Genomic DNA, 26,448 nt, shown 5'->3' with positions numbered 1-26,448 from the left:
TTATCTCTTTTTCTTCTTGTATTTATAGTTAGCCTGACCTGTACAATCATCATTATCCCATGATTGGGATTGAAAGGCAAGAAATATTCCAATCCACTTGTCTTGCTCTTTATAATTTATCAAAAGGCACCCGTCTTGCCATACTCCACTATCTTTTTTCCACTTTTTGATATTACCTTGATTCATATGAATATCATGTAATCCCATTGAAGGGCTAAAGCCAAAAATCCTATCTGGTTTACAGTAATTACCTGTTTTCCATTTTGACCCATATATATAAATATCAGTATGTTCAGATGTAATTGCTTTATCTATGTAATAATTAAGTTTTTCATTAAGGTCATTATTTGGACCAGCTTTATCATGAGGAATTTTCTTCATATCATCTCTAGAGAACCCCATATTTCCTCGTATATAATCAATAGATGCATGATTACTAAAATAAAATCCATATGGTAATTCAGTAATTATTGAAGTTATACCATGTTCGAAATTTTCTTCAGTATAAAAGAGTAATTCAGATAGAATATCATTTGACTTTATATTGATTGATATTCTATAGTCTTCTTCATTAGCTTTAACATGAATATGATAATGAGGTCTGTTATTGTCTCTTTCTTCTTTTGTTGCTACTGCTTTGCCTTTTAATAGTCCGTAAGATTGTAAACTCATGAGGTTCTCCTTTCCATCTGATTAGAAAACAACTTAACTCATTTAATTATATCAAATAATATCTTATATATCTATCCCAATTTCCTTCATTAAAAATACCGCATTAAATGTGTTGGAGACACCTGAATATAACTTGTAATCAAATAATATCTTATTATCCTTATAATGTTCTTGAAAATGATAATTCTTAACTCTAGAATTTGGTTCTAATTCTAAATCAGCTAACTCCAAGTCATGAGTTGAAACAAGCCCTAATGTATTTCCTTCACATAATTTTTTTATTAAGGTTTTAGCACCTATATGTCTATCTCTTGAGTTAGTTCCTTTAAATATTTCGTCTAATAGATAAAATACTTTTTTACCCTCATTAGTAGCCCTAATTATTTTTTTAATTCTTAATAATTCTGCATAGAATGAAGATATTTTGTTATCTATATCATCTTTTACTCTCATAGAAGTATATAAATCCATAATCGGACAGCAAAATTCTTTTGCACATACTGGAGCACCAGCATAAGCTAACACTAGATTGATACCTATAGTTCTAAGAAATGTACTTTTACCTGACATGTTGGAACCTGTTACCAATAGAGAAGAATACCTTCCGCCAAATGTAACATTATTACACACTCTATCTCTAACATTTATCAAAGGATGTCCTATGCTAGTAGCTGATACTCTATATTCGTTAGTAATTGTCGGCATCACCCAATCAGGTTGTTCATAAACTACTGTAGCAAGACTTGCTAGAGCTTCAATTTCTCCCAATGAGTTTAACCATTTTGAGAGATTTTTCCCATATCTATTTTTCCAATTTTCAAGTGATATAGCACATTGATAATCCCATAATGTTAGTATATCAAATATCAAATAGAATTGAACATGTCGGATATTGACCATATCCATAATACTATCAAGTTTTTTTATCTGCAAAGAAGTAAGTTCATTATCACTTTCCATTTGTTTCTTCAAGTCTTCCAATAAACTTGATTCAAAATCTTGTGTTTCAATTAACTTAATCATCTTATCGTATATGGATATCTGTTTTCTGAAATCATCTATAGTAGATAACCTTGTATGGCTTTTATTAAGACCTATGAAAGCAACTATTATCTGTATGCTTATGAATATCAATCCATATATATGTGAAAAAGAAGATATACAAAAAGGTAGTACAATAGTCAAAATTGAAACTATAGGTAGTATCTTCACAAATAATCCTAAAAGGTTATTTAGATAGAATGGTGCTATATCCTTACTCCATTTTATTAACTCTCCTTCGTCGATACTGTCATTATCTTCTAACATACCTGCTGATTCTAATTCATGAACCCAACTCATATTTTTAGAAAGCTCTATTATGGCTTTTTGTCTTCTTCTAATTAGTTCAAGGTTTTTATTGGGTTTAATAAGTGCATCTCTTAGTTTCTTCTTACCCACCCAGGTATTAGTATGATTTATCCATTGAAACAAGGAATTCTTACCGAATAAGTCTAAATCCCATGAATAATTATGGTCCTCATCAATGAATTCTTTACCATTATTTTGAAATTTTTTCCATTCTCCCCTTAGACGTTTAATGCCATTTTCATTGATTTTACAAAGTGCTATTAGTCTAGGTTTTAAATCAATATTTTTTTGATGTATAATTATTAAGCTGATAAATAGAACCAGTGTAATAATTAAACTGTTCAAGCTAAGTAGATAAGATTTTCTAGTATATGACCATATAGTAAGTCCTAATCCTAAAAGAATTACAATAAGTCTAACATTACCATAAACATTGATTTTATGATTAAGCTTGTCTAACTCCTTATTATATGTATCTTTTCCCTTTATGTATTCTCTTTTTGGGTTCATTATTATTCACACTCCATTTACTAAATATTATTACTATAATTAATTCCCATAGTTTTTAATACAACAATACCACATATAATAATCTTTTTAAAGTGTGAATATATATAAAAATTAAATAATCTTATATACTCTAACCATGCTTGTTTTATATGTGTTTATTTGCTAATATATTATATCTCATTTTGTAATATATTTTATATTATAAATTTATAATAAATTCTACATATAATAATATTTTTAAAATAGTATTGATATTAACTTATAATTGTTATATAATTTATAAGCGGCCACATTAATAGTAAAATAATGAAATATATTAAATTACGAAGGATGAATAATGCAATAAAAACTTCAAACAACAATAATTTTATAGTTACAGATATCTCTAGAGATGAATATTTAAAAATAAGAGCGGACATTTTCAAGTAAAGGTTAATATAAGTGTTCATGGAGATATTGATGTAATTCCTGGTTTTTTTACAGTAGGAGCATCAACAGATAAAACTAGAACATTTTTATCTAATGATATGTTTATGCAATCTGAATTCTCAGTATATTAATAGATATATACATTTAATATAATTCTATAATAAAAGGCTATTTTACTCAGATTAGAATCTAGAGGTAAGTAGCCTTTTATTGATTTATAATCAAAAACATTTTAATTATTTATATAGACAATTCAATTAAAATAGTATAAAATAATAGTGTGAAGCAAAATATATAATAAAAATATATTTTTAAATTATTTAATAAAATAATGAGGGATTATGAGAGGTATTTTTATGAAAAAAAAAATAATTCTGATTACTATACCAATAATACTTTTAATTACTAGTTGTTTCTATTATTATTGGTATGTAGCAGAAGTTTCAATAAGTGATTCTAATTTAAGAAATGCAATAAAACAAAATATAGGTAAATTAACTAGAGCAAATTTATATGATGCTAAAATATTAAATCTATCTAATTGTAATATATCAAACTTAGATGGGGTACAAAACTTAAAAAATATAAGATTTCTAGACTTGTCATATAATCAAATTAAAGAAATTAAGTATATTAATAATTTAGATATAGATTCGTTGATTTTAAGCAACAATAAAATTGATAATATTCCAAAATTAAATTTACCTAAAATACGTATACTAGACTTATCAGAAAATAATATTAAAGATATACAGAATATATCAAATTTACCAAGTTTACAAGATTTAGTTCTATCTAATAATAATATAAATGATATTTCTGATATAACCAAACTACAGAATCTTACATTACTAAATTTGAACTTAAATAATTTATCAGCTATAGATGGTATTGAAAACTTAATAAAACTTGAATCACTTTCAATAGGCGGAAATAATATATCTTATATAAATACTATTGCAAATTTAAGTAATTTAAAAGAACTAATCTTATCTGGAAATAAAAATATTCAACAACCAATACCAACACAATATTTAAAAAAAATTAAGAGATTAGAAATAAAATTTACTAATATTGAAAACAGCATCGGAAAACAATTAATAGAGCCCCTATAGGCTCTATCTCTTAATTGACTTCTATATTAAATGTATTATCAGATCTTTCCTTTTTAGGAACTACAATCTTTAATACACCATCTTTTAATTAAGCAGACCAACTCCGTCCTTTATTTTTGTTTCAAACAGTGTAGGATTTAAAATGTAGTTTACTACATTCATGCTACATCTTTTGTATCAACCTAATCTTGAATTAGCAACTTTGAAAATACTCTCTTCGTTAAATCCGTTCTTATATCTTGCACCTTTATTGGCAACTACCTTTTTCTTGCAACCTCACCCACCTAATCGCCTTATCAAATTTCTGTTCGTAGGCTCGAGAACTTTGCTACACCACTTCCTTCATCTATGCCATTACTGACACCAACTTGTAGTTCGCTACACTTGGCGGTAAATACCTATGGCTAGACTTTCACTAGCTAGATTAGTGCCATGACTGGCACACAAAAAGAGGCAGTAGGATAATACATTCTTGGTATTATCCTACTGCCTAGTATTCTGATTAATACATTATGCTTCTACAGTCTCTTTCTTTTCTACAACAACCTTATCCATCCATTTTCCTTTTTTATAGAAGTAATACATAAAGAAGAAACTAACAATGAAAGATAATCCTACTCCTAACCATAATCCTTTTATTCCTAATTGAGTATATGATAGTGCATAAGAAAGTGGAACCCGAAATACCCATAAGCAGATAAGACTTAACCACATTGATACAGATGCAGCACCTGCCCCCTGGAATACATTGGACATAACAATTCTACAACCCACAAATGCAAATAATAATGTTATTCCATATATGTAATAACGTCCCATCTCTATTACTTCTTTATCATCAGAAAATATATCAAAAAATACAGAAGGAAAAATTGCAAAAATAGCACCCATTATTACAAGAACACAAAATGATACTTTCATGGCATATTGACCAGTCTTAAATGCTCTCTCCTTTTGTCCAGCACCAAGATTCTGTCCAACAATTGAACTTGCAGCTTGAGCCAGCCCCATTGTAGGCATAATCAACAGGGATTCTAATCTGTTTCCAATACCATGTGTTGCTATTGCAACATCACCAAACATATTTACTCTACTAAGAATAACTGTTCCACCTAGGCTTATTACAGCTTGTGAAATACTGGAAGGTACTCCAATCTTAAATAATTGTTTAGTGATTTTCAAATCAACTTTTATATTACGTAAGTTCATCTTCAAGAAAGTCTTACCCCTGAGTACTACATAAAAAATGTATCCTGAAGCAAATACTCTGGATATTACAGTTGCATAAGCAGCTCCCGTAATACCAAGTTCTGGGAATATCCCCCATCCAAATATAAGAAATGGATCCAATATCATATTTATTACACCAGAGACTATACCTGCAATCATAGGTGTTCTAGTATCTCCAATTCCACGTAATATCCCACTCATAATAAAGAATATGAACATGAATATCATACCTACCATTATTATAATGAAATAATCTTTTGCTAGATGAATAATGTTATCTGGGGTCTGCAATAGGGCAAAAAGCTGTTTGTAAAATATAATACCTCCTGCAACAAAAAACAATGCAATGGCACCAATTATAATTAATGATGTATAGGTTACTTCATCAACCTTCTTATACTCTCTAGCACCATAGTATTGAGCCGCTAGTGTTGCTGAGCCTATACCTAATCCAGCTGCTAATGAAACTAATACAAATACAACTGAAAATGTAATAGTAACAGCTGCAATAGCTTCAGTACTATTGTCAAGTTTCCCCACCCAATATGTATCTGTCATATTATATATAACCTGAATCAGATTACCTATCATTATAGGCCATGCCAGTATCCAGAGATTATTCTTTATATCGCCTTTAGTAGCGTCAATATTTTTCTTCTTCATAAGTAAATCCTTTCTATATAACCCTTATAGCTTTATTGTTATAATGCCACTTTTTTCGAAAGTAATACCTAAGCATTATTAATATTTTCATTGTGACGCTTTTCTTTTGTAAATAATATATAAAGCATTATAAAAGCTATTACTCCAACAAATCCAGTCAATATCCAACCTTCTGAATTGCTGTATGAAACTAAGAACATTCCCATGAAGAATGGAGCAAAAGAACGTCCAGCAGCCTGAATCATACCGATTATAGAGTTAAATCGTCCACGATGATTAACTGGTGAATGATTAGAAATATAAACTCCTATATTAGTCGTAGCAATAATTTCACCTGTTGTCCAGATGAATACAGCAACAAAGAATACCCATAACTCATTAACAAATCCCATCATACCAAAACCTATTATGTATGTTAAGGTTGCAATTGCCACATTAACAACTGGTTTAATCTTTCTTGTACAGTACATAATAATTGGTGTAAAGATAACAACAATTATTGTATTAATAGCCATTATATTACCAAAATATTTTGCTCCACTATTAGGAAATAATTCCTCCAGATGCAATGGCATAATAAATCCATGTTGATTATATACAAAACCAATAACAGAGGATATAATTACAAAACCTAATAGAAATGGTCTTCTAACAAGTGCTGTAACAACAGAGCCCTTTTCTTCTTTTTCTCCCTCTCTATCAGATTCATTAATTTCTTTTATCTGAGCTTTTGTTGGTCTAGTATCTTTTATATAAAAAACAACTAATAATAAACTAAGTAAAGAGGTTATACCATCACCCCAAAATATCCATCTTGTGTAATGTTCAAATAAATATCCTGCAATTGTAAAACCAAAAGCAAGTCCAACATTCATTCCTAGATACAATAAGGAGAAACTTTGTTTTCTATTTTCAGGAGTAGTTAAATCTGCTGTCATAGCACCACTTGCTGGTCCTGAAAAACTAGATATAAAGCTTGAAAAAATAAGTAAATAAACAACCATTATTGAATTACCGAGGAAGCCACAAATAATAAATATGAAAGCTGATAAAGTTCTTGAAACAAGTAAAATTGTTTTTCTATTACATTTATCAACTAGATGACCAGAAATAAGTGAACCAGGTATACCCACTAGAGAACAAACTAACATTAAACTACCAATAACATCTTCTTGCAAACCTAATCTCTTACTCAGAAACAGTGTTAAAAAGGCATAAACAAAACCGCCAATGGAATTAACAAATCTCTGAATAGCTAGAATGTAGATCTCTTTCGGCAAACCTGAATACTGTTTAAACGATTTTATAACCACTACATTATCCTCCTTATTAACTTTTTTTAAACATTGTTATAATATAATGGACTATAATTCGACTCTTGTCAAGTGAATTCATTTAATAATCATTATTTTGTTTTAAGTCTCCATCAATATAATTACAAAACACTTTTTCTTCTATTTTAAATAACTACTGGCTATTGCTTTTTCATAGATAAATAAAAAATTAAACATATGACATTATCCATTACCGCAATACTTGTAACGAGCAGTATAGATTTTATAGGCTAAAGTCACATTTACAAACTGGCTCAAGAGTGGTAAATATAGAGAAAATCATATATAGTGATAATAACGACCTTTACGGCTTGTTGCATCCTTATAAACAGATAGATGCAACAAACGTAACGAGAGTGATTATCACTATATATGATTTCAATATACGACCGTTGTCTGTTTTCAACTTAATACTTTGTCGACAGTCTAAAATGAGCAGACCTAAATATGCCTACTCATTTGTTCTATCTTCCTACCAATATAATTTCCAATCTCTAGTTAATCTTATGAGGGCTTCCATATAATAGTAGTCGCCCCATGTATTACATTCATCTACATTCCTGTTACTACATGGATTATACGGTGATTTTCTTGCATAGACACCATGTAGTAATTGACCGTTGGATATCTCGGGATTGCTGACTGCGTAGTTATCAATTAAAGATTTTAGTATCTTTAGAGCAATATCCTTATAGTAATTTGATTTATCTTCATCAAGGTATTTTGACATTTCAAGCATACCGCATACAGCTATTGCAGCTGCTGAACTGTCTTTTGGTTCGTCACTTCCATCAGTAAATTTAAAATCCCAATAAGGTACTAGGTCCTTTGGTAAATTCTCAATGAAAAAGTCGGTTATCTTATAGAATTTTTCAATGTACTCTGGATCCTTGGTATACATGTAGCTTAAAGCTGTTCCATATACACCCCAAGCTTGACCTCTTGACCATGGGGAATCATTACTGTAACCTTGTCTTGTTTCTCCATATAATGGCTTTCCTGTCCCTCGTTCAAAATAGAATGTGTGATATGTAGAACAATCATCACGCATAATAACTTTTAATGAAGTGTCAATATGTTGCTTAGCTATTTTAGCATACTTATCATCACCAGTTACGTCACTTGTCCAATATAATAATGGAAGGTTTAGAAGAGAGTCGATAATTAAACGATAGTTATCATCTACTCCAACATTTCCCCAAGCCTGAATGAATTTACCATCTTCTCTATAACGTGAAATCAGATTATCTGCTGCTAATATTGCAGCTTTCTTTGCACTCACATTACCTGTTAATTTATAAGCTGCTACACAGGATAGACTATATAAAAATCCCATATCATGATTGTTAGTCTCAATTTTATTTTCTATCCTATGAAGAAAACTGTCTACCTGAATCTCCGCTGCTTTTCTATATTTCTCATTACCTGTTATTTCATATGCCATCCATATCTGCCCTGTCCAAAAACCTGATGTCCAAGAAATATTGTCATTAGGGACATAAAAATTATCAGTAGTTCCATTTATCTTGAACTTATGTGTAAAATTTTCTAGTTCTATTTCTACTTGTATTACAGCGTTATTCATAGCTTGTTTTATATCTACATCACTAGGCTTTTTGTATTTAGATATATCAACCATTATAATCTAATCCTTTCATTAAGAATGGGTCATTGATTTCTTTCAAATAACCTTCTAAATATTCATCATATTTTTTGCATCGTTCATCATCTGAACTTAATATTACTGGATTCAGTTGATATGGATCATTTTCATTATCATATAAATATCTTTTTTGCTTTTCATCTGGATGAATACCGTTATCAATAACATAAGTGTGTTTTTTAGTCCTGATTCCTCTCCATCCAAAGGCTTTATTATTCAATCCCCTTTTTCTATAAGGTTCAATAAGTTCAGGCATTCCTGGCATCACTGATAAAAATACTGTTTCTGGTTCATCCATCTTATTGTTTTCTATAATATCTTTAAAACTTTGCCCTTGTACAGTATCTGGAATATCAACCTCTAATAAATCAAGTAAAGTAGGCATATGATCAATACTTGAAAATAGACAATCTGTCCTTCCAACTTCTATGTCTTTTCCTCTAATCATAAAAGGAATATTAATTGATTCTTCGTACCATATATTCTTTCCATATATTCCTTGAGAACCCATCATATCTCCATGATCTGCTGATAATACTACTATAGTATCCTCTTCCAAGTTGTTTTCTTTTAGATAATCAAGTATTCTTTTGAAGTTTTCATCAAGTCCTGTAATAGCTGCAAAGTATTCTTTGATAGTTCTTAGATATTCCTTATCTTCTCTCATTTCTTCGGGGACATTTTCTCTAAGAGGAATGTCATCATACATATCTACATATTTCTCAGGTACTATATCGTAAGGTGGGTGAGGAGGGTTCCATGAAACAAACATACAGAATGGCTTACTCTTATCCCTATTATCAAGATAATCAAGTGCTACATCTGTCTCTACTTCTGGAGACCACTTCCCTGGTTCAATCTTAATTGGTGTATTTCTCCAATAATGAGGATTTAGATGTTTATCCATAGCTCCATATGAGAACCAATAATCAAATCCTTGACGTCTTTCTCCAATAGGTGTAAATGCGTCCCAGTTAATTGCACCTGATTTGGGGTTATTATTAAAGTTAAGTTCACTTGCATCTAAATGCCATTTTCCTATATATGCTGTTTCATATCCATTTTTTTTAAGAGTTTTTCCTATAGTTTCTTCTTGTGGTTTTAACATTATTGTTTCATCTAATCCTATTTTACAATTTGTCCACATACCACAAGAATATGGGTATTTACCTGTCATTAGTGCAGCTCTATGAGGGGAACAAAGGGGATAAGTACTAATAGCATTATCAAAAATTTTACTCTCTGTCGCAAATCTATCCATGTTAGGGGTTATTATCTTATCTTGCCCTTCTATTCCTAATGCTATCTTTCTCCATTGGTCAGCAAAAATATATAACAAATTTTTCTTAGTCATGTGAATCTCCTCCCAAAAACTTACACTTATAAATTATATTTAACATATTATTTTCCTAAAAAAGTGTCATATGCTTTTTGGTTAATTTCAATAGCTCTTTCAATTCCTCTATTCTTTAATTCTTTAATGAATCTATCATAATCTTTTTCAAAATCTGAAGCTCCTAACAACCATTTTTGGAACATTTCATCAACATATGGTCTAACCTCTGACATAATTTTTTTATATTCTGCTTCATCTTCTGAAGAGTATTTTAATCCTAATTCACCATCATAATATGGAGGCATATCTTGTCTATACCATTGTTTATTTGCATTGTATAATTTTGCAGCATCTCTTGCTTCTGGTGTCATAAGGGCATATTGTAGTTCTAGATCATTTCCATATTGAACTCCTTCAAACATACCAATACGGTATAAAATACCTAATGAACGTAAATACCCTAGAGGTGTTAATTCACTGTTTAATACTGTATCTGTATAAGACTTTGTTCCATCACTATTAACTACATAAGTTTCATTTTCAATTCCGAAGTTCATTAGAGTTGAACCTTCTTCTGTAAACATAAAATCAAAGAATTTTATAAGAGTTACAGGGTCTTTACATTGAGAAGAAATTCCCCAACCTACTCCAGGATATAGTGTAGTTCTTTCAACAACTTCACTATTCTGATTAGCTGGTGGTGCAATACTTATATTGTTGAACCCAGGAATTTGTTCTCCAAGTCTTCTATTATAGTTCCCTGTACTTGACCAGTCATGTGTCATACCACCAATATTTGCACTGTATAAAGTATCTCTTGATTTTGCTCCACGAGTTAGAATCTCTGGATCAATTAAACCTTCTTTATACCATTTTACAAGGTTAGTAACACCTATTATAAAGTTTTCTTCCATTGGCTCAAAAGTCATTTTTCCATTACGTGGATAGAACTCAGTACTAGTATCCCATAAGTATAAGTATTCATCTGGCATTTTCCATCCAGCTCTATCAAATAGAGGTATTTCATCTTTTTCATTGTTTCCATTAGGATCTTCATTCCTAAATGCTGTAAGTACAGTATATAATTCATCTACTGTTGTTGGAACTTTTAGATCTAATTTATCTAACCAGTCTCCACGAATCCACCAGAATTCTGCAGATACTAAAGAATGATTTTTTGGTATATAATAAATATTGCCATCAAGTGAAGTTGCCGCTTGTTTGAATTTTGAATCTTTGTTAAGCATTTCTTGAATATGTGGTGCATGTTCTTTAATTAAATCATTAAGAGGAATTAACCCCCCATCACGACCTAGTTTTTCAAGATCTGCACCATTTTTATATCCAATAATATCTGCAAGTTTTCCTGATGAAAGCATTAGGTTGAATGCCTCTTCTTCATTGGAATTAGATTGTGAAATTACACCTTCAAGAGAAATATTGGTTCTCTTTGCAATTTCTTGCCAAACACGCCATTCAGGATTAAAAGGCATATTATTGAAGTTTAAGAATATTGAAAATGTCTGTGGCTTTTCACTAATCAAACTACCTTCTAATTCTTTTTCTTCTGATTTATTAGCTGTTGTTTGTGTATCTGTATTGTTATCCTTTTCATTATCATCTTTTTTACTACAACCAATAAATAATGTTCCCATTAAAGTTAACGTTAACAATATTGCTAGTATCTTTTTTGTTTTCATAATCCTACTCCTTTTCTTTTTAATTATCAAATTTATTTTTTCACAGTTAATATCTACTACAAGTTAAATTAGATGCTATAGAACTAGCAATTAAATACCATTAACTGTGGAAAAATCGTTATGTAAAAATTAACCCTTAACTGCTCCAACTGTAGCACCTTTTTTAAAATATTTTTGCACAAAGGGATAAGCTATCATCATAGGTATTATTGCAATAATGATAATTGCATAAATAACTGTGGTTGGAGAAAACAATGAATTAGCAGTTACAATTGCAGCTTCTGTTTCATTAGCCACTTTATCTACAATAAGTTTCTTCAATAGTACTTGTAAAGGTACTTTGTTATCCTCCTGAAGTAAATTCATTGCCCAGAAATAACCATTCCATCTTGTTACTGCATAGAACATACCAACTGTTGCAAGTGCAGGTTTTGAAAGTGGTAAAAATATTCTTGAGAATATCTTAAGGTTATTGGCCCCATCAATAAAAGCTGCTTCTTCAAGTGATTTCGGTATTTGTTCAAAGAAACTCTTCATTATTACAAGGTTATAAGTATTCATAGCAAATCCTACTATTATTGCTGTTCTTGTATCTAATAGATTAAAATCCTTGAAAGTCATATATAATGGGATCATACCTGCATTGAACCACATAGTGAATATTGCCATCAGAGTAAAAAACTTTCTAAATATTAATCTCTCTCTTGATAACGCATACGCCATTGTTGTAGTAAATAACATATTAACAAAAACACCTACTATTGTATAAAATATAGTATTTCCATATGCTATCCAAATACCATCTTTCATAAAAGCTTGTTTATAACTCTCAAAATTAAAGCCCTTGATCCAAAACATTACATCTCCGTTTTCAACAAATATTGGTTTGCTTAGTGAAGCTATCAAAACATAGAATATAGGATAAAGTGCAACTATGGATATAATTACTCCTACTACTGTCATTGCACCATTGAATATCTTTTCATTTCTAGAAACTGGTTTATGTGATTTCGTCATGCTTTATCTCCTTCCTTACCATAGTGATGTCTCAGAAAGACGTTTACTGATTCTATTTGCAAGAACTACTAATATTAGAGCAACAAATGCTTCAAAAAGTCCAGCTGCTGTAGCCAGTCCATAATTACCATTAGTAATACCCGTTCTATATACATAAGTTGCAATTACATCTCCAGTACTAAAAGTTGTTGGTCTATAAAGAAGTAAAATCGCTTCATATCCTACTTTAACCATTTTACCTATATTAAGTACAAGCATTACTACAACGATAGGTAAAATCCCTGGTATAGTTACATGTCTTATTTGTTTCCACTTTCCTGCACCGTCAACTTTTGCTGCTTCGTATAGCTGCCCGTCAATACCCATAATTGCTGCAATATAAACGATAGCACTAAAACCAGCTGTTTTCCATAGAGTCATAGTTGTATATATTCCTCTAAAATATTTAGGTTTTACCATGAAGTAAACTGAATCAAACCCTAATTTCTGTAATAAGAAATTGATAACTCCTGTACTTGGAGAAAGAAAGTTAATTGTCATACCACAAACTACTACTATTGAAATAAAATATGGTAGGAATGTAGCTGTTTGTGTTAACTTACTTACAAACTTATTCTTCATTTCTGTAATAGCTATTGCTAATATAATAGGTATAGGAAAACAAATAACCAACTGCCAAAAAGCAATCATTAAAGTGTTTGTTACCGTCTTAGCGAAATCAGCACCTTGTATAAACTGAATAAAATTATCTAACCCTACAAATGTACTGCCCGAAAAGCCTTTAAATATATTGTAATCATAAAATGCTGTTCTAAGTCCTATCATAGGTTTGTAAGCAAACATAATATACCATATCAAACCTGGCAATAATAAAAGAAACAAATCCCAATCTCTTCTAAATCGTTTAGTAAATTTACTTTTGCCTTTGACATATCTTTTATTATGTATGGGTAATGCCTTACTTGTTTTGCTCATATTATTGTCTCCTTTTCTTTTTCCTTTCTCAATTGTTTGTTTTGCACAATCAAAAGTTGTTTATGAAGGAATTATACATAGTTTTAAATAAAAAATAAATCATCAATTTACAACTCATTTATTTAATGTACAAATAGATAGTCTTTTTGTATCTTTTTATATCAATAGTTCATTCATGTACATTTTTCAACTATATACATTTTACTATGATTTAGCCATTTTTTTATTACTTTTTAATGATTTTGGGAATAAAAAAAAGAAAATTACACATTTTGAACATGTAAAATTCTATTAATAATTACTATTATGCTTTCTTACTTCACTATAAAAAAATACATAAAAAATTGAGATATAATTGATTTTATATCCATTTTTCATCATGAATTGTAATCTACCATATCTCTTTAGTATTATTTTTACTTATATATGTTTAATCTGCTCTGCAAAAGCCTTTGGTGTCATACCAGTATACTTAGTGAATACTCTAATGAATGTATTAGAACTGTTAAATCCAACTTGTTTACCCAACGTTGAAACCTTAATTTTGGCATTATTATACATTATCTCTTTTGCCTTTTCTATTCTATAATTGTTTAGGTAATTTTTATAGTTATCTCCTACAGTCTTTTTAAATAAAATACCGCAATATTTTTCAGATACATTCATTTTTTTAGCCATATCTACTAACATGATATCTTCCCAATAATGTTCATGTATATATGTTAGCATCTCTTCTGCGATTGAATTCTCACTGTCCTTTTTATTGTTATTTACGTATAGGAGTATTTCTTCCAATATCTTTCTTAATTTCGGTATAATATCTTTTCTGTTCCATTGATCAGAGAGAGTAACAAAATCATCATTTTCATTTAAAAATCTGCGTGAATCTATTTTCAACTCTTGTACTATTCTGCTAATTGTACCAATTATAGCAAATACCAAATTTTTAAATGCCTTTGGTGATAATTTGTCACCTGCACTATTTTCATTAATCAGGTCATTGAATATTTCTACTGCCTTTATGTCCCCATTAAGTACACTATGAATAAGTTTATTCTCTATAACTAGAGGATAATAATAGGAATTACGGTCCAAGTCTTCTTTGATCTGTTTCATTGTCAATATAGTTCTTTGATTATATAAGAATTTATATTCTAATATCTTATTGCTTTCCTCATAACAATCTTTAATCTTCTTAGTACCATATGCTACATTACTAATAGCTACTCTGATATCATAATCATAATCTATTTCAACTATTTCTAGAAGTGTATGTATCATAGTAATAGCTTCTTCTACTTTGTCACATTGGATTATAATAGCACATGTGTAGTAATTAATATTTGCATATCTAAGCTTATTGATATCTTGAGTGTATGCAAGAATTTCATTTTTATTTAAAAATATATTATCATCTACATCTTCGTAGGGATTATTAAGAAATTCCAATACAGCTACACAATAGTTGTCATCCCCTATTAGATGATCTTTGTATATAGATTTATTAATGTTGATACCAAATAACAGATCTCTGTTCAATCTCTGTACTATAAGATTATTTCTCTCACTTATAGCCAATTTCAACTGCTGGTTAAGTGTTTTAATCATATTGGAATTCTGTTTCAGTATCTTGAACTCGTCTACATCCTTCTGATAATTATCATCAGAAAAGTCATCTAATACTTCTTTTATTGGACGATACAATTTGTTAGTAATGATTCTTGATAGAAATATTGATAAGAACGTGAGTAGTAAACATGGGAGCATAAAATATATAATAATCATTGCTGTATCAATATTCTTATCTTTATATGAATACAATAATATCCAATCTATATTAATAAAAGATTGTTTAAAAACATTATAATCCTTGTAGATAAATTTGTTAGAAGCTAAATCACTGTTTTGAAATGCTTCAAAAATCTCATTTTCCGGTACATTTGCATCTTTTTTCATTGCAAATATGCCATTATTATTACATAAATACCAGTCTTGCTCTAAATTTTCCTCAACAAAAGAATTGTAACTTATTGTTGTAAAATATAATATATCTCTTTTTCTATATGCTTTCTTTGTAATATAGCATATCTGTGAAGAACCATCCCTGTTATTGATGGTGAAAGCCATATAACTAGATTTTTTTTGAAAATGATTATAGATTTCCTTTACCTTAACTGTAGTCAGGCCAAGAGTCTTTTCAAAATAATAGTCTTTTGTTTCACTGGAAACTGGAGTAATAACTAATGAATCTTCATCTAAGAAGGTTGCTGAGATTTGAAAATTAACATTATTTACCTTGGAAGATGATTTTCTGATTTTTTGTTGGACTTTTAATAGTCCCAAGTAAAACATCTCATTGTTATCGCTTTCTGACCAGTTCTTGGCTTCGTCACTCTCCATTACCAGATCTAATGCACTATTAATAACTTCTAGTTTTATCTGACTATTGTTAAGCGTTGTCTTGATAGTGTTAATAATGGTGGTTTCATATTCTTTTGACCTCTGGTCCATAACTATCTTCATAAAAATACTCATAAAGCTAACAGTGATTAATGTAAACACAAGTAAAAATACTGTATTCAATTTCTTCTTGTATTTGCCACGTACCATAATCTTTCCCCACATCCTTTAATCTATATGTCACATTTCCATTTTATTGGCTTATTTAAAAAATGATGGATCTTTTATAGTAATAAAAAAAGGCCTATTATTGCCATTTTTATCTATTATATATAAATCGTTTCATAATGCAAGTATAATAATAACATTAATGCACAAAAAAAACAAGAAATGGAGTATTATAATGTCCTTTAATGTCTCATCATATACAAGTATATGTAATTCCCCCTTATCTGTTATACCTATCAAAACAATAGAATGACCTGTTGTAGGAAAAATTATTTTTTATAAATTATTTATTTGGATTTTCTAAAGGTGATTTTATTATATTTTATTAATCATACTAGCATTATAAGCCGCACCAAATCCATTATCTATGTTAACCACCGAAACACCAGAAGCACAGCTGTTCAGCATGGAAAGTAACGCTGATAAACCATTGAAGTTAGCTCCATAACCAACACTTGTTGGAACTGCTATGATGGGTTTATCTACCAAACCTCCTACTACACTGGCTAATGCTCCTTCCATACCAGCTATTACAATAATGACCTTTGCTTCCCTAATGATATCTAGTCTGGCATATAATCTGTGAATTCCTGCTACACCAACATCCGTTATTACCTCTACTTTGTTTCCAAGTATTAACGCAGTTTCTTTTGCTTCTTCAACTACTGCCAGATCTGAAGTACCTGCTGAAACTATAGCAATATAAGATTCTGTTCTTTTAATCTTATTTGTCTCATAGGTAATGGTTCTGCCTAGCTGGTTATATCTTAAATCCCTATGGAGATCCTTAACTTCTTCAAACATCTCCTTACTTGCTCTCGTTGCTAGAATATTATTATTTTTAGTTAACATGAATTTTATTATTTCTCGAACTTGAGATATGGTTTTATTTTCACAATATATTACCTCTGGATATCCTACTCGAATTTCTCTATGATTATCAATCTTAGCAAAACCAAGATCCTTGAATGGCAGATCTTTTATTGCTCTATATGCTTCATCTACAGAGATATTATTATTTTTCAATTGCTCCAACAGCTGTATAATATCAATTTCATTCATCCTTATCACCTACCTCAATATCTTTTATACTGAAATTACCCATTTTATAACCTTGTAAATCTAATGTAGTATAGTAGAAACCTATTCTTGAAAAATAATCAGTAATATTGTCTCTTACTTTTTCATCATATATCTTACTTAAATCATTCTTAGATAGTTCTATTCTAGCTAGGTTTCCATGTACCCTTACCCTACATGCTCTCATACCTTTATTCATCAAATATTTTTCTGCTTCTTCTATCCTAGATAAGGTAGTATTTTCTATTATTGTATCATGTGGGATTCTAGTTAAAAGGCAGGCATAGGAAGGTTTATTCCATACTTCTAATTGTTTATCCTTTGCCATTTCTCTAATGTCAGATTTAGTAATCTCACATATCAATAAGGGGCTTACAATCTCTAATTCTTTCAACGCTTTCATGCCTGGTCTATAATCTTTGATATCATCAAAATTGGTTCCATCAATAATATATTTGTAATTTTCATTTTTAGCCTTGTCAATAATTTTCTGGAAAATATATTTTTTACATAGATAGCATCTATTTATGGGATTATGCTTTATATCTTGTACAACATCCACCTCTAAAAAATCATGTTTCACTCCTATTTTTTGTGTAAATTCTTTGGACTCTTCTATTTCCCAATTTGCTATATAAGGTGAGTTTATTGTTACAGCCTTCACATTATCACCCAGTGCTTCTTTTGCTGCATATAATAAAAAAGTACTGTCTACTCCTCCTGAAAAAGCTATTATTACCTTTTCTAGTTTTTTCAAATATTGTATTAAGGTATTATATTTGTCCATAATCATTCTCCAATCAAGTTAATCTATATATTTCATCATAAATAGTTCTTATTGGTACTCTATTTTCCTTTGCCAATCTTTTACATACTTCATATTCGGGTTTCATTTTTATGACTTTACCATCTAATAGCCCTTTTTTTATTGGTATATCTCCAAATTTTGTTGAAAGGGTTATGAACTCTCTGTCTAACATTACTTTTTCAACTGTATATTTTCTAAGACCTAAGGTAGTTGTCTCTACTAGTAATATATTCTCTATTTTGTGTAAGCTAGTTGAATCAGCTAAGATACTTAATTGAATGGCTGGTCTTCCTTTTTTCATTATGATAGGTGTTTTATATACATCCAGTGCTCCATTTTCAAATAGTTTATCTTCTATATAACCAAATAGCTCTGAATTCATATCATCAATATTGATTTCTAACATTGTCTGTACATCTTTAACTTTGTCATCAACCTCACCTAGAAAAGTTCTTAATACATTTGGTATTTCAAAATCTTTGGTACCTAGTCCGTACCCTGTTTTTATTATTTTAAAATCTATTTTATCGGTGAATTCATTAACCATAGTCTTCAATATTGCAGCTCCTGTAGGAGTTGTTGTTTCAGAATTCACTTTTCCCATGTGTATAGGTATTTGAGTAAGAATTTCTGTAGTTGCAGGGGCTGGAACAGGGATAATTCCATGAGCACATCTAACGAAACCACCACCTAACTCTACTGTAGAAGACATGATTCTATCTACCTTAAGATTATCAATGCATATAGCTGCTCCTATAATATCAACTATGGAATCAACAGCACCTACTTCATGAAAATGAACTTCTTCAATAGATTTTCCATGTACTTTTGCCTCAGCTTTTGCTACAACTAAAAACATATCCTTACTTAATTTCTTCACGTTCTCGTTTAAATCACTATCATCAATAATTTTATATATATTATTTAGATTTCTATGCTCGTGATTATGTGTATCTGTATCTGTATGCTCATGTTCTTGTCCATATCTGTGTCCATGTACATGCCCATGTTCATGATCTTGTATATGTTTATTCATATGTTCATTACTATTATGGTTATGAATATGTTCATGAGCAGGATTACTATCTTCTAAGATCACATCTACTTTCGTTCCTGTAATTCCCATCTTATGTTTTGTTTCAACCTTAATCTTGAATTCTTGTGAAATAGTTAGCTTATTGAGTTCTTCTATAAGATAATCTTTGTTCACACCTAAATCTATTAATGCACCTAAGTTCATATCTCCACTTATTCCAGCAAAACAGTCATAGTATAAAATTTTCATTCAAGTCTACTCCTTCTTTTTATATATTAATTATTTATCCCCTAAGAATTAATTAATTTATTGAGATTTTACCAAACTCACCAAAATCCTCAGCCATTTTCTTATATACTTCTTTACCTAGTAGGAATTTATAGATCTCATTTGCTTTTTGCTCTGGTTCTATATCCTTAAAACTATTAGGGTAAAGAACTTTTCCAAGATAATATGCATCTGCCATTGCAGTTCCTATGTTGGTATGATAGAAATTATATGGTAATTGTGAGTACAACTCACCATTTTTGAAGGCAGTTAAAGTGTTATAAAAATCTGGATTCTTGTTATAATCATCCATCACTAGATTAAGTCCGCCATAGTCAATAAATATCTTATCCGGATTCCATTCAATTAGCTTTTCTTTATCTATCATGATAGAACCTGTTTTGCCAATTTCATCAACAACATTTTTTGCATTTATTGCCTTGAATAAGGAATAACCACCATAAGTACTTTCTATACCATGACTTCCTTTATATGATAAAGCACCTATATATGTAATTGATTTTTCATCTTCTTTAATCTCTTTTGTTCTGTTGTTCAAATCATCATGACAATTTTTCATGAAATTGATGACTTCACTAGCTCTATTTTCCCTACCCATAACTTTTCCTATGATTTCTAATGACTTATATACAGCAGGATCAAAAGTCGATACTTTACCATAACTCAATGCTACTACTGGTATGCCAGTCTTAGCTTGTAGTTCTTCTACTGTAGCTTTATCATATGCATACATAGAAAATATTACATCTGGTTTAACTGATAAAAGTTTTTCGGCATCAGGAGAATTATTTGGTCCTCCTTGACCTATCACCTCTAACTCTTTCAATGACTCATTAGCAAGAGCATAGGGTCTTCCTGTAGGATGCTCCTTTTCTATCTGTTCTATTCCAACTACTTTATCTGCACTATCTATGTAACAATATAGCCTTAATGCTCCTGGTCCAATAGCGACTATTTTTTTTGCTTTGTTATCCATTGATATAGTTCTTCCTAGCATATCTGTCAAGGTTATGCCATCTGCCCTTGAATCTTTGCTAATTGTAGATTTGGAAGCACAGCCAATAAGCAATATTGTCGTTATCAAGAACGTTATAATTACTAATTTTATATTTTTGTTACTCATATTCATAAATCTCCTCTTATATATTTCTATTGATTTCATAAGTTGAATATAATTTTATGATTGCTGTCTCTATTGATTCAACTTATCTGGTATTCATTATATAGGCACTACAACCATTTTACTGTTTAATTTCTCAACTTTCACTGGTACTGAATAGACAGACTCTATATTATGAGAAGTCATAATTTCTATTCCTCCAGCTGCATATATTTTGCCCTCTTTTAGTAATATAAATTTATCAGCAAACCTTAGTGCCATGTTTAGATCATGTATTGTAACTAAGGCAGAGATTTTCTTATTTTTTACTACATCTTTAATTATGTTAATTACTTCTAATTGATTTTTTAGGTCAAGACTACTTGTAGGTTCATCAAACATAAGAATCTTGGGTTCTTGTGCTAATGCCCTGGCTATAATTACTTTTTGCAGTTCTCCTCCGCTTAATTCATCTATATATCTCAAAGAATATTCTTGTAATCCAAGCATCTCTATTGCTCTATTGACAATGTTCAAATCTTTCTCTGTAACGTCCCATTTTATATATGGTTTTCTGCCAATAAGAACAGTATCAAATACAGTTGTTCTAAAAGACTGGTTGCTCTGTGAAACATAACCTATACGCTTAGCTAAATCTGTTTGGTTTAATTTTTGAACATCTGATTTGTCGATTAAAACTGCTCCTTTTTGAGGTTTTAGAATTCTGTTTATACATTTTAGGAGTGTGGATTTTCCCGTTCCATTAGTACCTAATATGGCAAGACATTCTCCTTTCTTAATTGAAAATGAAACGTCTTTCAAAACTTTATTACTTGGGTAACTAAATTCTAATCCTTGTACTGATAGAATCATTTTCTATTATGCCCCCTTAACAGTAGATATAAAAATAATGGTGCTCCTAGAAAAGAAGTTATTGCTCCTACTGGTAATATTACTGGTGCAACGATGGTTCTAGCCAATGTATCTGCAAATAATAGAATTATGGAACCTGTTATAGCAGATATTGGTATCAAGAATCGATGATCGCCACCAATTATTCTTCTTACTATCTGCGGAGATATGAGTCCAATGAACCCGATTATTCCAAGAAATGCAACCGCTACTGATGTTATTAATGATGAAACAAACATACCTCCAAAACGGACTCTTTCAACATTAACACCTAGACTTTTAGCGGACTCTTCGCCACTATCTAGAGCATTATAATCCCATCTTTTTAACATAAAATATATTAAGGCAATACCTATAACAACAGCCATTATTATTACTTCGTTCCATGATACTCTGCCTAGATCACCGAATGTCCAGAAGACTGCCGCAGCCACCTGGACATCATCAGCAAAATATTGGATCAAAGTGGTTCCCGCAGAGAAAAGTGAACCTAGTGCAACACCAGCTAATATAATTGATTGGGGTGAAAAACTTCGTAATTTAGCTAGTAATAAAATGACAAAAGCTGCTGTGATGGATAGAGTAAAAGCCGATAGGGTTACGATATAAGGATTATTAATAATAACTGCATCAGCTCCCAAGCTTCGAAAACTTCCTGCTCCAAATATGATTATAGCTAGATTAGCTCCAAAGGCTGCTGCGTTAGATATTCCTAATGTTGATGGTGAAGCCAAAGGGTTTCGCAGGTTATTCTGCATTACACACCCTGATACAGATAGACCAGCACCTGCTACAATTGCAGCAATAATTCTTGGTAAACGAATACGCAGAACAACCACGTTAGAGACTTCTGTCCCTCGACCAATGATAGCTCTAAATATTTCATGATATCCTATATTAGTTGAACCTGCACCTATAGCAATGATTGATAATATAATCATTATAATAATAGAACATATGGCTATAGCTACTTTCTTGGCAGTATAGCTTTTATATGCTTCTATCCCATTCTTTTTTACTACTGCTCTAGAATTAATATTTATCACATCTTTCATTTCATTATGTTTACTAGCCTCCCTAATATTCTTCATAACAATCAAGACATAGCTTTTTCCCGTTGCTTAATCTTATATTACTTTCTTTTGCACCTTCACCACATTTCTCACATATGACAGTATTAAATATTCTTGCACGAGAAGGTACTTCATTGTTTGTTTTTTTTATGCTGAATACCTCTTCTGCTGGTGCTTCTAATATATGTATTTTTTTCTGTTCCCTAGTCATTTCACTATTAACTTCGTTTAGTATCAATCTTATACTATCTCCATTGTTACGATTAAAAAATGAAAATGCCATTTTGCCAGTATCTTTGTAGATAAGATTACCTTTTCCCATTGTACAGCCAGTGATGACTTGTACCGCATCTACTCCGCAAGCGTCATTTTCTGTAATACATACTAATTCTTCATCTTCTGAGAATGTTAAATTGATTTTTTCCATAGCTATTTCACATGCACGGTATCCAATAGCTAGGCCTGGACATTCATGTCCGTGGAATTCTTTACATTTTTCCCATAAATTTTTATTCATGATATTCCTCCTTTTGATTTAGGTAGCAATGGCTAATTAATATAGTTAACTAATTTGGCTAACAGTCGCTCCAATAGTATAGGAGAATATTCCGTCAGCTATTAAACGTCCATGTTTAAAAAGCTGAGTTCGCCGTCCATGGCTCACTGCTCCATATTCTCCTATACTATTTACGCTCGAATTTGCATTTTGGTTTATGTGTGCGTTTAATAAGAGTTTCTTTTGACGTAAAAAAGCCCATAAAAAGTACTAATTAGATTAGTACCCTTCATGGGCTGTTTGTGTCGTAAACTTAAATTTCTATAAGTCTTTATATTAAGCCTTCATGGCTTATATTCTAAAAAGATATTATCATAGGTGTTATTAAAAGTCAAACCAAATTTACACCAGTAAAATATAAATAAACGTTATATTTTGAATATATCCACTGTTTTCGTTAGTCTTCCTGTGGCTTCTTTACTCTCTTCTGCTTTTGCTGATATTTCTTCGATGGAGGCAATTTGTTCTTCTGTTGATGCTAGTACCTGCTGTGTACTGGAGTCAGTTTCATGAGTTATTTGAGAGATTTCATTTATGGCATCAAGAATATCTTTTTTGCTTTTTACCATATTAGTGGCATGATCATTTTTCAGGTCGTCTAGGTTATCTACTATACTATCAATATATTTTACTGTCTTATCAAATATGTCTTTTGTGTTAACCATATAATTAGCACCAGTACTTACTATATTGTCTATTTTTTCTATGGAATCAACTGCTGAGCCTGTTTTTTCTTGGATATTATTAATTAATTCTTGTATGTCTTTAGTAGCTTTACCAGTATTTTCTGCAAGATCTCTTATTTCTCCTGCTACAACAGCAAATCCTTTTCCTGCTTCTCCTGCTCTTGCTGCTTCAATACTTGCATTTAATGCTAATAGATTAGTCTGGCTTGCAATATTTTCTATTAATCCAATAATATTCTCTGCATTCAATGATGACCTATGTACTATATCAATAATTTTAACTATATCTTTTATCTGTCTAGTACTTTCTTCCGTAGTGTTGTATAATTCATCCATTATCTTAACACCTTTTTCCCCCAGTTTCATTGTATTTTCGGAAATCTCAAGGGATTCATCAAGATGTTCGATAGTTTCTGATATATCTTCTTCTAACGTTTTGGATATATTAATAATCTTATCACTGTATTCTACCTCTTTTATAGTCCTATCTGCAAGACTTTCCATCGTTTTTGTAAGCTCTTTTGCTTGTTTCTCTGAATTATCTGCAATGACTGAAAGAGTACTGGAGGAATTAGATACATTACTAGATTCGTATTTAATTTTATTTATTAGTTCAATTGAATTTTCCTGCAATTTTATTAAAGATTTTGCCATAACGCCTATTTCATCATTCATATTAAATTGATCTTGGGATATTTCTACTGTATAATCTCCATCAGCCATTAATTCTAAATGTTCAGATGCAAATTTTAATGGTTTTAATAATTTATTGATGATGATAGTAAGAATTCCTCCAACTAGTATTAAGCAAATGACAGCTATCAATATTGATTCTCTTATAAGTGAGCTATTATATGTATCACTGCCCACATATTTATTTACAGTAAATATATTAATTATTGTTAATGCCCCTAATGCTAATAAAAACATTATATTTACGCTAAATATTATTTTTTTTCTTATTGTTCTATTGTTAATTTTAATGTTTTTTGCTTTAACTTCATTCATACAAACTCCTCCTATGTTATTAATATTAAAAATCAACTAATTTGATTATATTGCAAATGATAACAATTTTCAAGTATCATTCTATCTCATTTTTCATTTCATAGGAGGATTATATAACATGACTCAGTCATCTGGACAAATTCTAATTTATCAAGCAGTTTAATAAACAACTTCTTGTTAATATAAGGCTTGTACTTGTGCTAATTCTTATGGTACTTAAGCTTCTACTCCATACACTTCAATCTGTGTAAGTGCTGGGAATGGTGATGGATCGTCAGCTTTCTTCAAATCTTTTAGAATCAACCACTTGATTTTCTTTTGCTCAATATTCATTATATGTGGTTTATAGCTTTTTTCAAGATCCCAAACTAATTCAGAATCATCGGAGAAAACAATCTTAACTTGTTCCCACCAGTTGTCATGTGGAAAATCGCTTCTTGTGTATAATACGATTTTATCAACTGCTACTAATCTTCCGAAATCCAATTTCATCTCGGCATCATCCTGCATATTGATACCCCATGATTGATAAGGCCAAGGACCATGTGATCTGTTTTCACAAACACCATCAATTGCGTTTCTTGCTGCAAAAACTGCTTCTCCTCTTGTCTCTACATTTGCCTTTGCATGAGGATATAGTCCTTCAATACCATTTTGGTCAATAACATTTTTGGCAAGATTCTTATATCCAACTATTTCTTGATTGGTGGCAAGTCTCAAATGTAGCAGATGAATATCTCCACTAAATACTTTTGGTGAGAAATTAGTTCTTTTTTCTCCAGATGGTACATTATAAACTACTTCATTTTCTGTAAAATACACAAAAGCTTCGCCAAGTGCATCATCAATTTGTGCTATAAAATATTGATTCTTTTCACTTGACTTGAATACGATTTTGTCTCCTTCTTTATATGTGTCTTGATAAACTAAATATACTTCATCAGTATTACTACACTCTGCTAACTTATTACCTTCTTGATCCAATACTTCTATTGATAGATTAATCATAACTACCTCCTATAGCATTTAATTTTCATAGTATATATTATATCAATATTTTCAAAAATTTCAAATTAAAAAATATAACCCCCAATGCAAAACATAGTGGTACGTTTCGGTTTATATTTTCTTTATTATAAAACAAACATGTTAAAAGGATAATACTCATTACTTGGTTTTAGTTCAAATCTACAGATCTTATTCTCTTTTGGATGCTTGAATGAAACGAATCCAGCCCATAATGCAATCTGAGTCCATTTCTTCATTTTTATAAAATTATC

The 26,448-nt window shown here is 30.5% G+C and carries 20 protein-coding genes; 1 reads left to right on the top strand and 19 read right to left on the bottom strand.

Annotation, left to right across the window (positions count from 1 at the left end; all coding sequences use genetic code 11):
* A complete protein-coding gene (locus N4A55_RS15835) occupies window positions 1-672 on the bottom strand; it encodes a YukJ family protein (protein ID WP_293758233.1) in 672 nt (223 codons plus the stop codon).
* A 63-nt stretch (window positions 673-735) separates the two neighbouring features.
* On the bottom strand, window positions 736-2,532 hold the full coding sequence (locus N4A55_RS15830) for a MutS-related protein (protein WP_293758231.1): 1,797 nt from the start codon (window positions 2,530-2,532) through the stop codon (window positions 736-738).
* A gap of 785 nt (window positions 2,533-3,317) precedes the next feature.
* Between N4A55_RS15830 and N4A55_RS15825 the strand changes: the two genes are divergently transcribed.
* Window positions 3,318-4,076: a leucine-rich repeat domain-containing protein gene (locus N4A55_RS15825; RefSeq protein ID WP_293758229.1), complete on the top strand. Its 759-nt coding sequence runs from the start codon at window positions 3,318-3,320 to the stop codon at window positions 4,074-4,076.
* A 510-nt stretch (window positions 4,077-4,586) separates the two neighbouring features.
* On the opposite strand, the gene N4A55_RS15820 is transcribed toward N4A55_RS15825, so the two are convergent.
* The 17 genes from N4A55_RS15820 to N4A55_RS15740 form a co-directional block, all read right to left on the bottom strand.
* Window positions 4,587-5,969 (bottom strand): MATE family efflux transporter, encoded by a 1,383-nt coding sequence (locus tag N4A55_RS15820; protein WP_293758226.1) that lies wholly within the window; start codon window positions 5,967-5,969, stop codon window positions 4,587-4,589.
* Between the two features lie 68 nt (window positions 5,970-6,037).
* Entirely contained in the window at window positions 6,038-7,282 is a 1,245-nt protein-coding gene (locus N4A55_RS15815; protein ID WP_293758224.1) for an MDR family MFS transporter, read from the bottom strand.
* 493 nt (window positions 7,283-7,775) lie between these two features.
* Window positions 7,776-8,942 (bottom strand): glycoside hydrolase family 88 protein, encoded by a 1,167-nt coding sequence (locus N4A55_RS15810; RefSeq protein WP_293758221.1) that lies wholly within the window; start codon window positions 8,940-8,942, stop codon window positions 7,776-7,778.
* A complete protein-coding gene (locus tag N4A55_RS15805) occupies window positions 8,935-10,320 on the bottom strand; it encodes a sulfatase family protein (protein ID WP_293758218.1) in 1,386 nt (461 codons plus the stop codon). The genes N4A55_RS15810 and N4A55_RS15805 overlap by 8 nt, the downstream gene beginning before the upstream one ends.
* A gap of 47 nt (window positions 10,321-10,367) precedes the next feature.
* On the bottom strand, window positions 10,368-12,002 hold the full coding sequence (locus N4A55_RS15800; protein ID WP_293758215.1) for an extracellular solute-binding protein: 1,635 nt from the start codon (window positions 12,000-12,002) through the stop codon (window positions 10,368-10,370).
* 129 nt (window positions 12,003-12,131) lie between these two features.
* Window positions 12,132-13,019, bottom strand: a complete 888-nt coding sequence (locus N4A55_RS15795; protein WP_293758213.1) for a carbohydrate ABC transporter permease — start codon at window positions 13,017-13,019, stop codon at window positions 12,132-12,134.
* A gap of 15 nt (window positions 13,020-13,034) precedes the next feature.
* Window positions 13,035-13,994, bottom strand: a complete 960-nt coding sequence (locus tag N4A55_RS15790) for an ABC transporter permease (RefSeq protein ID WP_293758210.1) — start codon at window positions 13,992-13,994, stop codon at window positions 13,035-13,037.
* Between the two features lie 420 nt (window positions 13,995-14,414).
* Window positions 14,415-16,604: an AraC family transcriptional regulator gene (locus N4A55_RS15785; protein WP_293758208.1), complete on the bottom strand. Its 2,190-nt coding sequence runs from the start codon at window positions 16,602-16,604 to the stop codon at window positions 14,415-14,417.
* A gap of 333 nt (window positions 16,605-16,937) precedes the next feature.
* On the bottom strand, window positions 16,938-17,684 hold the full coding sequence (gene larB, locus N4A55_RS15780; protein ID WP_293758206.1) for a nickel pincer cofactor biosynthesis protein LarB: 747 nt from the start codon (window positions 17,682-17,684) through the stop codon (window positions 16,938-16,940).
* On the bottom strand, window positions 17,677-18,489 hold the full coding sequence (gene larE, locus N4A55_RS15775) for an ATP-dependent sacrificial sulfur transferase LarE (RefSeq protein WP_330666445.1): 813 nt from the start codon (window positions 18,487-18,489) through the stop codon (window positions 17,677-17,679). Before larE ends, larB begins: the two co-directional genes overlap by 8 nt.
* Before the next feature lie 13 nt (window positions 18,490-18,502).
* Window positions 18,503-19,795 carry a nickel pincer cofactor biosynthesis protein LarC gene (larC, locus tag N4A55_RS15770; RefSeq protein ID WP_293758202.1) on the bottom strand — a complete coding sequence of 431 codons (1,293 nt, stop codon included), beginning with the start codon at window positions 19,793-19,795 and terminating at the stop codon, window positions 18,503-18,505.
* Between the two features lie 52 nt (window positions 19,796-19,847).
* Window positions 19,848-20,957, bottom strand: coding sequence for an iron ABC transporter substrate-binding protein (locus N4A55_RS15765; protein ID WP_293758200.1), 1,110 nt, complete (start codon window positions 20,955-20,957; stop codon window positions 19,848-19,850).
* A gap of 96 nt (window positions 20,958-21,053) precedes the next feature.
* On the bottom strand, window positions 21,054-21,806 hold the full coding sequence (locus N4A55_RS15760) for an ABC transporter ATP-binding protein (RefSeq protein ID WP_293758197.1): 753 nt from the start codon (window positions 21,804-21,806) through the stop codon (window positions 21,054-21,056).
* Complete coding sequence (locus N4A55_RS15755; protein WP_293758195.1) at window positions 21,803-22,936, bottom strand: FecCD family ABC transporter permease; 1,134 nt, start codon at window positions 22,934-22,936, stop codon at window positions 21,803-21,805. Before N4A55_RS15755 ends, N4A55_RS15760 begins: the two co-directional genes overlap by 4 nt.
* Window positions 22,923-23,435: an FmdE family protein gene (locus tag N4A55_RS15750; RefSeq protein ID WP_293758193.1), complete on the bottom strand. Its 513-nt coding sequence runs from the start codon at window positions 23,433-23,435 to the stop codon at window positions 22,923-22,925. Before N4A55_RS15750 ends, N4A55_RS15755 begins: the two co-directional genes overlap by 14 nt.
* Window positions 23,436-23,842: 407 nt before the next feature.
* A complete protein-coding gene (locus N4A55_RS15745) occupies window positions 23,843-25,168 on the bottom strand; it encodes a methyl-accepting chemotaxis protein (protein WP_293758190.1) in 1,326 nt (441 codons plus the stop codon).
* A gap of 216 nt (window positions 25,169-25,384) precedes the next feature.
* The gene (locus tag N4A55_RS15740) at window positions 25,385-26,173 is read right to left on the bottom strand and encodes a carbohydrate-binding protein (protein WP_443083841.1); all 789 of its coding nucleotides are present in this window, start codon (window positions 26,171-26,173) and stop codon (window positions 25,385-25,387) included.
* Window positions 26,174-26,448: the final 275 nt, after the last annotated feature.

Origin of the sequence: Vallitalea sp. (genome assembly GCF_025211055.1) — a bacterium.
In the GTDB taxonomy this organism is placed as follows: Bacteria; Bacillota; Clostridia; order Lachnospirales; family Vallitaleaceae; genus Vallitalea.
Note: the sequence above shows the minus strand (reverse complement) of the source record. Positions and strands in the feature narration are given on the sequence as shown.

Bases quoted from the DNA above. Each gene is read 5' to 3' on its own strand.
- N4A55_RS15835 (WP_293758233.1), bottom strand. From the start codon at position 672: ATGAGTTTACAATCTTACGGACTATTAAAAGGCAAAGCAGTAGCAACA.
- N4A55_RS15830 (WP_293758231.1), bottom strand. From the start codon at position 2,532: ATGAACCCAAAAAGAGAATACATAAAGGGAAAAGATACATATAATAAG.
- N4A55_RS15825 (WP_293758229.1), top strand. From the start codon at position 3,318: ATGAAAAAAAAAATAATTCTGATTACTATACCAATAATACTTTTAATT.
- N4A55_RS15820 (WP_293758226.1), bottom strand. From the start codon at position 5,969: ATGAAGAAGAAAAATATTGACGCTACTAAAGGCGATATAAAGAATAAT.
- N4A55_RS15810 (WP_293758221.1), bottom strand. From the start codon at position 8,942: ATGGTTGATATATCTAAATACAAAAAGCCTAGTGATGTAGATATAAAA.
- N4A55_RS15805 (WP_293758218.1), bottom strand. From the start codon at position 10,320: ATGACTAAGAAAAATTTGTTATATATTTTTGCTGACCAATGGAGAAAG.
- N4A55_RS15800 (WP_293758215.1), bottom strand. From the start codon at position 12,002: ATGAAAACAAAAAAGATACTAGCAATATTGTTAACGTTAACTTTAATG.
- N4A55_RS15795 (WP_293758213.1), bottom strand. From the start codon at position 13,019: ATGACGAAATCACATAAACCAGTTTCTAGAAATGAAAAGATATTCAAT.
- N4A55_RS15790 (WP_293758210.1), bottom strand. From the start codon at position 13,994: ATGAGCAAAACAAGTAAGGCATTACCCATACATAATAAAAGATATGTC.
- N4A55_RS15785 (WP_293758208.1), bottom strand. From the start codon at position 16,604: ATGGTACGTGGCAAATACAAGAAGAAATTGAATACAGTATTTTTACTT.
- larB (WP_293758206.1), bottom strand. From the start codon at position 17,684: ATGAATGAAATTGATATTATACAGCTGTTGGAGCAATTGAAAAATAAT.
- larE (WP_330666445.1), bottom strand. From the start codon at position 18,489: ATGGACAAATATAATACCTTAATACAATATTTGAAAAAACTAGAAAAG.
- larC (WP_293758202.1), bottom strand. From the start codon at position 19,795: ATGAAAATTTTATACTATGACTGTTTTGCTGGAATAAGTGGAGATATG.
- N4A55_RS15765 (WP_293758200.1), bottom strand. From the start codon at position 20,957: ATGAGTAACAAAAATATAAAATTAGTAATTATAACGTTCTTGATAACG.
- N4A55_RS15760 (WP_293758197.1), bottom strand. From the start codon at position 21,806: ATGATTCTATCAGTACAAGGATTAGAATTTAGTTACCCAAGTAATAAA.
- N4A55_RS15755 (WP_293758195.1), bottom strand. From the start codon at position 22,936: ATGAAGAATATTAGGGAGGCTAGTAAACATAATGAAATGAAAGATGTG.
- N4A55_RS15750 (WP_293758193.1), bottom strand. From the start codon at position 23,435: ATGAATAAAAATTTATGGGAAAAATGTAAAGAATTCCACGGACATGAA.
- N4A55_RS15745 (WP_293758190.1), bottom strand. From the start codon at position 25,168: ATGAATGAAGTTAAAGCAAAAAACATTAAAATTAACAATAGAACAATA.